8 protein-coding genes and 1 tRNA gene are annotated in these 12,792 nt (G+C 64.9%); 8 read left to right on the top strand and 1 reads right to left on the bottom strand.

All coding sequences use genetic code 11. The annotated features are described in order from the left end of the window. The first annotated feature begins 10 nt into the window (after nt 1–10). A complete protein-coding gene (locus C8N35_RS00515) occupies nt 11–3,193 on the top strand; it encodes a FecR family protein (protein WP_107987690.1) in 3,183 nt (1,060 codons plus the stop codon). Between the two features lie 277 nt (nt 3,194–3,470). Then, nucleotides 3,471–3,546 (top strand) — tRNA-Phe (locus C8N35_RS00520). 726 nt (nt 3,547–4,272) lie between these two features. Here the strand turns inward: C8N35_RS00520 and C8N35_RS00525 are convergent. Beyond that, nucleotides 4,273–5,604, bottom strand: a complete 1,332-nt coding sequence (locus C8N35_RS00525) for a sodium-dependent transporter (protein WP_107987691.1) — start codon at nt 5,602–5,604, stop codon at nt 4,273–4,275. 810 nt (nt 5,605–6,414) lie between these two features. Here C8N35_RS00525 and C8N35_RS00530 point away from each other — a divergent pair. The 6 genes from C8N35_RS00530 to nrfD all read left to right on the top strand — a co-directional run bounded on the left by C8N35_RS00530 (nt 6,415) and on the right by nrfD (nt 12,782). Next, entirely contained in the window at nt 6,415–7,806 is a 1,392-nt protein-coding gene (locus C8N35_RS00530) for an MATE family efflux transporter (protein ID WP_107987692.1), read from the top strand. Further along, complete coding sequence (locus C8N35_RS24335) at nt 7,803–7,937, top strand: hypothetical protein (protein ID WP_281261759.1); 135 nt, start codon at nt 7,803–7,805, stop codon at nt 7,935–7,937. The genes C8N35_RS00530 and C8N35_RS24335 overlap by 4 nt, the downstream gene beginning before the upstream one ends. A 126-nt stretch (nt 7,938–8,063) precedes the next feature. Further along, on the top strand, nt 8,064–9,893 hold the full coding sequence (locus C8N35_RS00535) for a sensor histidine kinase (RefSeq protein WP_107987693.1): 1,830 nt from the start codon (nt 8,064–8,066) through the stop codon (nt 9,891–9,893). Further along, a complete protein-coding gene (locus tag C8N35_RS24340; protein WP_107987694.1) occupies nt 9,883–10,494 on the top strand; it encodes a response regulator transcription factor in 612 nt (203 codons plus the stop codon). Before C8N35_RS00535 ends, C8N35_RS24340 begins: the two co-directional genes overlap by 11 nt. Before the next feature lie 414 nt (nt 10,495–10,908). After that, a complete protein-coding gene (gene dsrO / locus C8N35_RS00545) occupies nt 10,909–11,664 on the top strand; it encodes a sulfate reduction electron transfer complex DsrMKJOP subunit DsrO (protein ID WP_107987695.1) in 756 nt (251 codons plus the stop codon). After that, on the top strand, nt 11,664–12,782 hold the full coding sequence (nrfD, locus tag C8N35_RS00550; protein WP_107987696.1) for an NrfD/PsrC family molybdoenzyme membrane anchor subunit: 1,119 nt from the start codon (nt 11,664–11,666) through the stop codon (nt 12,780–12,782). The genes dsrO and nrfD overlap by 1 nt, the downstream gene beginning before the upstream one ends. Nucleotides 12,783–12,792 lie beyond the last annotated feature (10 nt).

Raw genomic sequence — 12,792 nt, forward strand, 5'->3', positions numbered from 1 at the left:
GTGAAATGTGATGAGACCAGCAACCATCCCCACGACCCGGGCGCGCTCCACGGCGCTTTACCCGCTCGCTTCATGCGGCGCGAATGCGAGCATACGCGTCGCGGCGACGGCATTGGTCGGTCTTGCACTTTCCGTCGGCTTCCCGGCCCTTGGAGCACCCGAGGTCGGCGTGACGGCCGCCGTCAACCCGAATGCGCGCGGCACACCGCCGGGTGCTTCCCCCCGCACGCTGGTTCTGGGCGACACCATCATCCACCGCGAGCGCATCCAGACGCAGGGGGCGGGCCTTGTCCAGGTGCTGCTGGTCGACGGCTCCACCTTCACGGTCGGGCCCAACTCCGATCTCGTCATCGACGAATTCGTCTACGACCCGGCCGCCGGCAGCGGAAAACTGGTCGCGAGCTTTTCCAGGGGCGTTGCCCGCTTCGTCGGCGGACGCCTCTCCAAGAAACCGGGCGGCGTTTCCGTCAAGACCCCGGTCGGCACGATTGGCATTCGCGGCGGCATCGCCAACATCAACATGTCGGGTGACACCCCCACCTTCTCGCTGATCTTCGGCGACGAGCTGACCTTTGACGGACCGAACGGCGCGCATGGGCGGATCTTCGCGCGCGGCTACACGATGGAGCCGGGCGGGGGCGACGTGCTGGTGCGCCGCACCCGGCCGCAGGATCTTGGCCGCGTGCAGAGCCAGCTCGTCAGCCGTCCGGGCCAGTCCGGCGGAGCGCACCGCAAGCCCGGCGATGGCGATGTTGCCAAGGGCGTTTCCCGGAACAATTCCGGGCTCGGCTATTCCGCCACCACGCCGCCGCCGAAGCCGAACGTGGTCCTGGCCTCGCGGGCCAACGATGTCGATACCGGCGGCAACGAGACGAACGAAGCCAACAAGGACACGATCAAGCCGCGCATGCCAACCCCGCTCGGCCCCGCGCTCTTTCGCGTGCTGAGCGCAGGGACGAGCTATGTGGTGGGCGGCGCAACGACCTCCGGGGCCGGTACGGCCGATCTTCGCGCAAGCGCCACCACGGTGAGCGATCCGGGACATGACGGCCTTCTGGGGGGCGGCAGCGACACGGACAGGACGCTGACGGTCAACCTGTTCGAGGGGGCGATCTATTCCGGGCTCGGCACGGGAACGGTCGCGACCGCCGCGATCGAGCTCGATGGTGCGTCCTACACGATCCCCGTGGGCCTTGCCGATATCGGCATGGAGCCCTCGACGGGGAGCGCCTTCTGGTTCGTCACGGGACGTTCGGTGGAGGTAGACCCCGCCCCCTGGGCAGCCAATAGCGATACCTTTGCGGGAACCCTGCCGTCGCAGGCGTTCTCGTCCGCAGACGGCATCACCCATGCGGGCTTTCTGTGGAGCGGGCCGCAGCAATTCACATTCGCCGCCCTGTTTCCCGAACAGACCGTGGGCCGCAGCACCGCAAAGCCGGGATCGGCGACAGGCGGGACCTCGGGCCTGAGCTATCTCGACGGCGGAAACCCGATCTATTTCCTGAGCGGAAAGGAAACGGATTTCTCGCAATATTACACTCAGGACGAGGAGGATGCGCATATCCGCACCTACGCGCTTTCCGGCGATCCGCGCGAGATGCTGAACCAGGCGCGTTACGGCACCGACCCGTACGAAAGCAATCTCTTCATGGTGTCGAAGACGACCGTCGACGCGCTGGGAGACGACTTCCTGCGGAAGGTGCATACAAGCGGTCTGATCGTGGTGGAGCCGGACGACATCGCCACCAATAACCCGAAATTCCTGGATGTCTCTTTCCTGATCGATGGAACCGGCGTGACGCAGCAGGCCGCCGCGTCGGTCATCGCCGGCGACATCGCGCAGGAAGACGGCGAAGGCGCATGGAGGCTCACCGGCACGCGGCGCGGCAGCGTGCGGGCGGCGGAAACGGCGGCGACCGCTTCCGCCGGCAGCTTCTCGTCGCTCGCCAACGGCGCGGGCGCGCATATCTTCGGGACGGATGCCGACAATATCGTCCTCGGCTACGACGCCGCCAGTAACGGCGCCTTCGGCGACAGCTCGGCCGATCCCGCAGCCTCTCTCAACGAAGCTTTCGGGACCATCCACGTGGCGAGCCTGAAGACGAAGGCGCTCAAGTCCGACTACGACGCCTATCGCGGCACGGGCACGCTGCTGGGCTATGGCGCCGGCGTACTGGAGAGCAGCGTGACGACGGACGCCACAGCCTTCACCGGAATCGATCCGCTTGATCTCGTCGTCCAGTTCGATGCGACGAACAACACCGTCGGCGCAGAGATTGGTATCCTGGATGCCGGTCTCGCGACCCAGTTTGTCAACACCGCCGGAGGCGGCAGTCCGGAATTCACCGGCATCGGGTCATTCGAATTCGCCTTCGGCCAAGGTGTTCAGTATGAAATCGCGGAGGACACCAATACGCTGAACGGCGGCAACGCCTATATCGACAACGATACCTATGCGGCGGTCGAAAACCCCAATACATCTCGCAACCGACTGAACTACTGGGACACTGATAACTATCTGAACGACACGTCGTATACGCAATCGACCGATTCCGCGTCGCAGAATTACTTCTTTTCCGCGAATGCGGTGTCCGGCGCCGACGCAGCGCTCTTTCACAGCGCCGACAATCCGGGCGCACCGCAAAAGTGCGCCTGCGCCTTCATGCACTGGGGCTACTGGGGCGCGCGGCTGGAAAGCGGCGCGACGGGGGACGATCCGATCGACTTCGGCAGCGACGACAAGCGCCGCGACTACTTCCACCTTGCGACGTGGGTTGCCGGCGACCTGCCGAGCGCGGCCTCCATCAGGGATCTGGGCGACACCTCCGCGACCTATACCGGTCATGCCGTGGGCAACGTCGTCAACACCGCCGGCGGTATCACGTCGAAGTACCTGGCATCCGGCTCGCTGGAGGTGAACTGGAACTTCGCGGCGCGCAACGGAGCCCTTTCCATCAATGACTTCGATGGAGGCCGGTTCTCCGCAACCACCGCGATCGCGGACACCGTGCTCGACGACACGGCGATCAACCGCTTCCAGGGAACGAACACCGCCGGGGGCGCGACATTCACCGCGCACGGCTCCTTCGCCGCAGGCCCGAGCGACGTGGCGGCCGGGGTGCTGGGGGCCTTCTCCTACACCGAGACGAGCGGGGACTACCAGGCGGCCGGTACATTCATGGGCCAGCGCTGACCAGCACCGCGTGAGGCCGGACCGAATCGGCGCTTTTGCGGACTCGCGGCCCCCTTTCCACAGCCTGCCAACAGGCAAGAGAGGCGGCACAAACCTTTCATGTGACATGGAAAATGGCTGTGGCCGGGAAATGGAGCGCGCCGGGATGGCAGGTTTTCGCGGGGCGGCGACGCGAAGGCTTGGAAAATCGCAAGAGCCGGCTGGACAGGCGCGAACGGGTTCTCTATAAAACGCCCACTTTCAGGGCTCCGCCGATTGGCGATCCGGCCCGGGAGAGGCCCAGGTAGCTCAGTTGGTAGAGCAGCGGATTGAAAATCCGCGTGTCGGTGGTTCGATTCCGCCCCTGGGCACCATACATCCCCTTGATAAGTCTAGTTTTCTCGTCTTGCATCATTGCGCAAGCCCCCGGGTTTGACAGCTCTTTCCCGTCCGGTTTGACGACCTTCATTCTGCGGCTGTTCACTTCGGTGGTTCATCCCCGCGCATGCGGGGAACACTCTTCCCAGAGAGAATTGGATTCATTGCATATTTTCAAAGACCGGGCGCGTACCGCCAATTCAGGAGCAAGATGCCTCACCCCAATACGGGCGAACTGCGATGGGCTTCAAGATGCCAGATGTCTCCGACATCCGCCGCTCCACTTCACATGACGCATTATCGTAACCTGCAGCCGGGCATGCCGTCCACGCGATCCCTGTTAGAGAATGCCGGTCCCCGGACATCGATTCCAGGACTGGCACCATTTGCCTTTCCCAGACAGTCCAGCAAAGTCCGACAGAGCCCGAAAAGCCTCTGATTTCACTCGATTTTCCCGGATCTTGCGTCCGAAGGCGTGCGGTTCCGTCCACTGTCATCCGGAAATTTTGCTGGTATCGAGCCTCAGGCACCAACGCCGATACCAACAAATGCCCTCGACAACACGCAAATCCGCCAAATCAAGGCCCACCCCCAAGCCGCAAAAACGGAGCGACGGCGGCGGCCTTTTTTCTCCTCGTCCAACCGACCGGCTCCCGCCTCTGGCGCCTCTCCTCATTGGGGAGCCGGGTCGCGGCCGCCCTCCCGGTGCGGCCGCGACCTCCTTACATCAGGCCATTGATGAGGATCGCCAGGATCGCCAGCGGGGCAACGAAGCGCAGGATGAAGATCCACAGCGTCAAGAGGATGCCGGGATGCTCGCCATCCATCGTCACCTCGTCGGCGGCCCGCGGCCCCATCACCCAGCCGACGAAGATCGCCAGCATCAGGCCGGAGATCGGCAGCATGATGTTGGAGGTCAGGAAATCGAGCAGATCGAGGAAGCTCATGCCGAACAGCTTGAAGTCGGCCCAGACGCCTTGCGACAGCGAGGACGGGATGCCAAGCAGGAAGGTGACGGAACCGATGGCGATGGTCGTGGGCGCGCGCGCGAAACCGCGGTCGCGGAACAAGGCCACGAGCGGCTCGAGCAGCGAGACCGACGAGGTCAGCGCCGCGATCAGCAGCAGAACGAAAAAGGCAGGTCCGAAGATCGCGCCGCCAGGCATTGCCTGGAACACCGTCGGCAAGGTGATGAAGGTCAGTGCGGGGCCGGCCTTCGGGTCGAGGCCGAAGGCAAAGACCGCCGGCAGGATGGCGAGACCGGCCAGCACCGCAACCAGCGTGTCGAGGGAGACGATGTACCAGGCCGAGCGGCCGATGCGGGTCTCACGGTCGATATACGAGCCGTAAGTCAGCATCGCCGACATGCCGATGGAGAGCGAGAAGAAGGCCTGACCAAGGGCTGCCATGAAGACGCTGCCGTTGATCTTGGAAAAATCCGGCGACAGGAAGAAGTCCACGCCGGCTTGTGCGCCCGGCAGGGTGAGCGAACGCGCGACAAGGGCGAGCAGGATCACGAACAGAAGCGGCATCAGGATCTTGCTGACCCGCTCGATGCCGGAGGCGACGCCCTTCAGCACCACAAACACGGTAAGCGCGACAAACACCGCCTGATAGATCAACGGCTGCCAGGGGTCGGAGATGAAGTCGGCGAAGGAGTTTCCGATCCCGCCAATGTCAAGCCCGGTGAAGGCTCCGTCGGCGGACTTGATCACATATGCGATCGTCCAGCCGGCAATGACGGAATAGAAGGACAGGATCAGGAAGGCGACCGAAAGGCCGATTGCGCCGACCACGGTCCACCCCCGGTGGCCGAGCACCTGGAAGGCCGACAGAGCATCGCTCTGGCTGGCACGGCCGACGGCGACCTCAGCCAGCAGCAGGGACAGGCCGAGGGTGAAGACGATCGCCAGATAGAGCAGGAGGAAAGCGGCTCCGCCGTTCTCGCCGGTGATGTAGGGAAACTTCCAGATATTGCCGAGGCCGACGGCGGAGCCGGCAGCGGCGACGATAAATCCGATGCGGGAATGCCACTTTTCTCGCGGAGCGTTCATGAATCGATCCTGTGGGCTTTTGGCGTGCCGAACGGCCCTGTTGGAGCCGAAACGGATGTAGTGGTGTGAATTGGCGCCGGCACAGGGAAAAGATCATCACGTAACCGGCTCGCGCTGGCGGACTAGAAACCCGGTCCGGGACCGAAAGTCGATGACCGAAAGCGAAAAAAATCGCCAATCTGCAATTTTAAGAGGCTTTTTTGTAAGATTGCGACGATTGGAAGCGGCCGTGCCGCAACTTTCCAACAGCCCCCCCGTCTGTTTGAGCTGTGCGAGAGGTCGGGTGCGGAAGGGAACCCGGCACCATTTGCCCTTCCCAAACTGTCCGGCGAAGTCCGGCAGAGCCCTAAAAGTACATGATTTTGCTTGGGTTTCCGGATTTGGCGCCCGAAGGGGTGCGGTTCCTTCCGCCAGAACGGTTCATCCCTGCGCGTGCGGGGAACATTCTTCTCGCAAGAGACCTGGATTCATTGCATATTTTCGAGAACGGGGCGGGCTCCGCCGATTCTGGCGCATGACGCCTCGCCCCAATTCGGGCAGACCGAGGGGACTGTAGAATGCCTCAACGCACCTGATGTCACCGGCGTGGACCGATGCTGCATACCGGTCGCCGTGCCGGCGCCAGACAACGGTTGACCCGATAGCCCCCTTTCGCCTATGAGCTGCGGCCTAGGTTCCGGCACCTGCCGCCTGCGGACGCAAGTCACGGTGAAGCCCGGATCTGCCAGGACGACCTCACCCTCGAAGCATTTCGCGCGGTGGCAACGCAGGCTCCATCCATCTCGAAATGCCTCGCAAGAGGAGTGAGCGATGTCTATGGGGCATGCTGCACAACACGCTAATCCTTTTCTGACCGCCCCTGTCGGGCGGCTGTTTCTTTCCAACGCCGTTCCCATGGCCGTGGTCATGTCGATGGGCGGCATTCTTGCTGTCGTCGATGGTATTTTCGTCGGCCACTTCATCGGCTCCGACGCACTCGCGGCCGTAAGTCTGGCCTTTCCGGTGGTCATGGTGCTTTCGGCGCTGACGACGCTTGCCGGCGGCGGCATGTCGAGCCTGATGGCGCGGCATCTGGGGGCCGGAGAGCGCGCGGCCGCCGGACGCGTCTTTGCCGGGGCGCATGGGCTCGTGCTGGCGATCTCCGTCGCTCTCGCCGTGCTGTGGGCGGTGGTCGGTACCGCGCTCGTCCAGTCCATGGCCGCCGGCAACGCGGACGTCGCCGACCAGGCGCAGGACTACCTGCGGATCATGATCCTTGGCGCGCCGGCGCAACTGGTGCTCGGCCTGCATGCCGACGCCCTGCGCAACGAGGGACGGGCCGGTCTGGTTGCCGTGCTCTCCGTTCTGGTCAATCTGTTCAACATCGGCGCGAACTGGCTGGCAATCGTTGTGCTTGGTCTGGGAATTTCCGGCTCCGCTCTCGGCGCGGTCGCGGCGCAAGCGCTTGGACTGGCGCTGGTTCTTGGCGTGAGGGGACGCAGCAGGAAGCTCCTGCCGCTGTCCGTCTTGCGCAAGCACAGCTGGCTTGAGGCGTGGTCGCGGATCGTTCGCCTTGGCCTGCCGCTGTGCCTCAGTTTCATCGGCATCGCCGTGGTCGCCAGCGCCGTCATGCTGTCGCTGCGGCTTCGGGCCGGGGCGGAATATGCCGCCCTGATCGCTGCCTATGGCGTGGTGACCCGGCTTCTGGGCTTTGCCTTCCTGCCGCAAATGGCAATCGCGCTGGCAACGCAGAGCATTGCCGGCAACAATGCCGGCGCGGGGCGCAACGACAGGGCGCAGGCCGGGTTGCGGCTGGCAATCGGGGCCGCTTTCCTGTGGTGCCTTACGGTGGTTGTGGTGGGCGTGTTTGCGGGAAGCACCCTCGGCGGCTGGTTCAGCAACGACCCCGCGGTGATCTATGCCGTGGCGAAGATACTGCGGCCGATGATGCTTCTCTACGCATCGTCCGGCCCTGTCCTTGTGCTGGCGCTGTATTTCCAGGCTCTCGGTCAGCCGGGGCGAACGGCGGCGCTGACTCTGGTGAAACCGTGGCTGCTGACGCCCTTGATCATATTGACGCTTTCCGCCGTTTTCGGGGTGCGGGGCATCTGGTTCGCCTTCCCGATGGCGGACGCGATCATTCTGACACTCGCCGTGATGATCGGACGCAACGCGCTGCGTATCGATGGCGCGCGGACCTTCGAAGCGGAGAAATCCGCATGACCATTGATGATGTGAAGGCTCAGGCCAAAGCGTTGCGCGCGACGCTTCAGGCGCAGGAAACAGCGATCCGCCGTTCGCCCGTTTGTTCCTTCAAACGGTTGGGCAATGCCTGGGGCACGCGGCGGCCTTGAGACGCGTGCGCCTGAAGGGCCTTTCGTGATATTGCGGTGATGTCGCACAGGCCGTGCGCTTCCTCAAAGCCGACGCGGCGTTTCGCGGCTATCGTGCCGCAGCCGTTTCCCTCTCAATGAGCCGAAATGAACGCCCTTCGCCCGCTCCTTCTCCTGCTCTTGCTGCTTGCCTGGCCGGGACACTTGCGGGCGGCTCCGGCAGAGGCCCCTGCCCCGCTGAAGGTCGGCGTGCTCAACTACATGGGCGAGCGCCAGGCCATTGCCACATGGGCCGACACGATCGCCGTGCTGAACGAGGCCCTGCCCGGGCAGACGTTCGAACTCGTCGCCCTCACAATCCCGGAAATGACCAAGGCTCTGGCGAAGGGCGAGCTCGCCTTCATCATCACCAATCCCGGCCAGTACGCGGTTCTTGAATACGGCTACAAGGTCAGCCGGATCGCCACTTTGGAAAACGGGCCGCCGGTCGCCTCGGCGGTCTTCACCGCTTCGCCCGACATCGCCTCCCTTGCCGATCTCGCCGGCAAGCGGCTTGCCATCAACTCCGTGAACGCCTTCGGCGGCTTCCAGCTGGTGTGGCGGGAACTGCATGCGCTCGGCATCGACCCGCCCGACGGGGTGCGGCTGATGGAGATGGGCAATCCCATGTCCAATGTGGCGGAGGCGGTTCTTGCCGGGAAGGCGGATGCCGGCGTTCTCAGGGGCTGCCTGCTGGAGAGCCTGCAGGCGCAGGCGCCAGACCGCTACGGCGCGCTGCGCGTCATCGGCCTTCGCGAGCAGAGCGAGGTTGCCTGCAAGCTTTCAAGCCGCATCTATCCCAACTGGCCGTTTGCCAAGACAAAGGCCACCGATCCGGCGCTCGCCAAGAAGGTGGCGCAGGTGCTGCTTTCCATTCCCGACGGCGAAGGCCACCGGACATGGACGGTGCCGCTCGACTACCAGCCGGTGCTGGAGGTGTTCCGGGAACTGAGGATAGGCCCCTATGCCCGCACCGGGCGGATCAGCGTGCGCGAATTCTTTGATGATTACCGCGACTGGTTCATCATTGCCGGCGTCGGGCTGTTGTGCTGGGGGCTCTATTTCGTGCGCGTCGAAACGCTGGTGCGCAACCGCACCAGAGCGCTGGCGCAGGCCAACGAAACGCTGCTGCACGAGATGGCCGAGCGCAAGAAGGCGGAAACCAGCGCGCAGCAGCGCCAGCGGGAGCTGGAGCACGTCGCCCGCCTGTCGATCCTCGGCGAAATGGCAACCGCGATCGCCCACGAGCTCAACCAGCCGCTCGGCGCCATCGCCACCTATGGCCAGGGCTGCCTGCTCAGGATCGACAAGGGCACGTTCACGAAGGACGACATGCGCCTGGCGGCCGGGCAGATCGTGGAACAAGCCCAGCGGGCGGCGAAGGTCGTCCAGCGCATCCGCGCCTTCGTGCGCAAGCACCAGAGCGAGCCGGAGGATGTGGACCTCAACCGGCTGGTGGAGGACTGCCAGGTGGTGTTCGGCGCCACGACCTCGCGCGCGGGGATCGCGGTCGAGATCGCGCTTGCCCCCGACCTGCCGATGGTTCTCGCCGACCGGGTGCAGATCGAGCAAGTGGTGTTCAATCTGGTGCAGAACGCGGTCGATGCGCTGAAGGCGCAGGAGGCGGGCAGGACATGCCTGATCCGGATCACGACCACATGGCAGGGGGCGGGCGCGGAGCTTTGCGTGGAGGATACGGCCGGCGGGTTGAGCGACGCGGTTCTGGCGCGTTTCGCCGAGCCGTTCCTGACCACGAAGACCGAAGGCATCGGCCTGGGGCTGGCGCTCAGCCGGTCGATCATGGAGGCCCACGGCGGCCGGCTCTGGGCCGAACGCGTGGCCGGGGGGAGAACGCGCGTTTCCTTCTGGCTGCCGGCGGCGGACGCGGCAGCCCGCGCCGTCGCCGCCTGCAAAGATGGAGAAACCGATGGCGGCTAGCGCAACCATCTACATCGTCGACGACGATCAGGCGGCGCGCGACGGGCTCGCCTTCATGCTCGGCTCGCTCGGGTTGGAGATCCTGAGCTTTGCCGCGCCGGAGACCTTCCTCGCCGAATTCGACGCGGACGTCAGAGGCTGCTGCCTCTTCGACATGCGCATGCCGGGCATGACCGGGCTTGAACTGCTGGACGAGATGAACCGGCGCGGGTGCCTGCTGCCTGTCATCTTCATCACCGGGCACGGCGACGTGCCGCTGACGGTGCGCGCGATGCGGGCGGGTGCCTACGACTTCGTGGAAAAGCCGGTCAACGGCATGGACCTCCTGGAGCGCATCAACGAGGCGCTGCGGCTTTGCGACAGGCGCCAGGCGGAGCAGCGGGCGAAGACGGACGTGGGCTCGCTGGTTGCGAGCCTGACCCCGCGCGAGCGGGAGGTGGCGCGCGCGGTGATGGCCGGCAAGCAGAACAAGATGATCGCCTTCGAGCTCGGCATCTCCATGAAGACCGTGGAGATCCACCGCCACAACGCCATGGAAAAGCTGAACGCCGGCTCGGCGGCGGAATTCGTGCGCAAGCTGATGGAGGCCGGGTGGACGTGACGCTTGCGGGATAAGGGCGGCCCCGTCCGCTCGATTCTGCCCACCATTCGATGTCATCCCCGCGAAAGCGGGGACCCAGTAACCTTTGCCGTTTGCGGTATTGGCCGGGGAGAAAAACCGTCGTGATCGGCCATCCCGCCAAGCCCCGATATCCCGATTACCGGGTCCCGGCTCTCCGCTTGCGCGTCGGCCGGGATGACATCGAGGGAGGCGGGAGAGCTGCGGCTACTTAAGCTGCGGCGGCCGCTTCAGCTCCGGCGGCTGCCGCGGCAACTTCGGCTGCTTCGGCTGACACCACACGCCTTTCCGCCCAAACCTCGGGGTAAACCCCTAATCCGTTAGGGGTGAGAGCCGATTATCTCCTTCGCGCCACCGATCTAGCCTGACACCTGACCGAAATGGGGATCAGATGTCATGGCTACGAACCGACGTGACTTTCTAAGGTCGATCGGCACGGTGACCATGGGGGCCGCCGCCAGTGTGGCGGGTGCCTCCTCGCCCGCCCGTTCTGCCACGGACACCGCTGGCGCTGCAGCCGCAAAGGGGCCGCATCACGGCATGGTCGTGGACTTGCGCAAATGTATCGGCTGCCAGGCCTGCACCGTTGCCTGCATCATGGAAAACGACGTGCCGGAGGGCGCGTTCCGCACCCATGTGTCGGTCTACGAGATCGTGCGCGAAGGCAAGGATCCGGCCATGGCGATGCTGCCGCGGCTGTGCAACCACTGCGACGAGCCGGCCTGCGTGCCCGTCTGCCCGGTGGGCGCGACCTTCAAGCAGGAAGGCACCGGCGAGGTTCTGGTCGATGCCAGCCGCTGCGTGGGCTGCGGCTACTGCGTGCAGGCGTGTCCCTACGATGCGCGCTTCATCAACGAGGAAACCCAGGTCGCGGACAAGTGCACCTTCTGCTTCCACCGCACGTCTGCCGGCCTGCTGCCGGCCTGCGTTGAAACCTGCGTCGGCGGCGCGCGCAATTTCGGCGATCTGAACGATCCCGACAGCGTGGTCTCCAAGCTTCTGGCGGAAAACGCCGTCGCGGTGCTGAGGCCGGAAATGAAGACCCATCCCAATGTCTTCTACATCGGCCTCGATCAGGCGCTGTCGGGGCGGGTTACCGGCGAGGCCGCCTATCACCCGCCGTTCACCCAGCTGGAAGAGGAGAACGCGTGATGGACCTCCAGATCCACGAACTCGTCGGCGCCAACCATGCCGCCGTGTGGCAGCCCTGGGCCGTGCAGTATTTCTTCCTGATCGCAACCAGCGCCACCGCCCTTTTCTTCACGCTGCCGGCCTTCGTGTTGCGGCGCGAAAACCGCCTGCCGCTGGCCCGGCTCGCCATGCTGACGGCAGTGACGACCGGCATCACCGCCCCCATTGCCCTTCTGGCCGACCTGCACGAGCCCAACCGGTTCTGGCATTTCTACGCCTATTTCCAGCCCTCTTCCTGGATGGCCTGGGGCGCCTGGATCGTTCCCTCCTATGTGGCGGCCCTGATCCTCTATGCCTGGGCCGCCTACCGGCCGCAGCTTGCGGAGCTTTCTGAAGGACACTGGCGGTTCGCCTGGCTGTTCCGGCTCCTGAGCCTCAAGGGCAGCGGCAATGCCTTCACGCCCGCGATCGGCGTGGCCGCGGCCCTGCTCGCCCTCGCCGTCATGACCTACACGGGGGCGGAGGTCTTCGTGGTGCGGGCCCGGCCCTTGTGGAACACCCCGCTGCTGCCGCTCCAGTTCCTGGCGACAGGTTTCGTCGCGAGCATCGGCGTCATGCTGGTCCTCAATGCCCTGATGTTGCGGGAGCGGACCATGGAGACGTACCTGAACCGCGCGCTAGTGGCGGCGCTCGCCGTCGTCGGGCTCATCGGCGCGATCTGGTTCGCGCTCGGGCTCACCGGCATCGATCCGGTCATCGCCGAGGCCCTGCAATCGGTCGCGGGCTATCCTGTCTGGCGGCATGTCGCGCTGTGGGCGGTACTCGCCGTTGCCTGTCCCTTCACCATCGCGCTTCTGAAGCCGTCCGGCACAGGGCTCCTCACCGGCCTCATCGCCGTGCACGCGGCCTGGATGTTCCGCTGGACCGTGTTCATGGGCGGACAGTCGGTGCCCAAGGTCGGCAGCGGCCTCTATGACGCGCTGCTGCCGCACGGGCTCGACAGCCTGATGGGCGTGATCGGAACCTTCGGCCTGTGGATATTCCTGATCATCGCCTTCACCACCTTCATCCCCTGGACCCGGGCCGGCACGCCAGAGCGGCACGCCGCCCCCGCCCGCCGCGCAGCCAGCCAGAGCTGAGGAGAAACGC

Origin of the sequence: Breoghania corrubedonensis (assembly GCF_003053845.1) — a bacterium.
Classification (GTDB): Bacteria; Pseudomonadota; Alphaproteobacteria; order Rhizobiales; family Stappiaceae; genus Breoghania; species Breoghania corrubedonensis.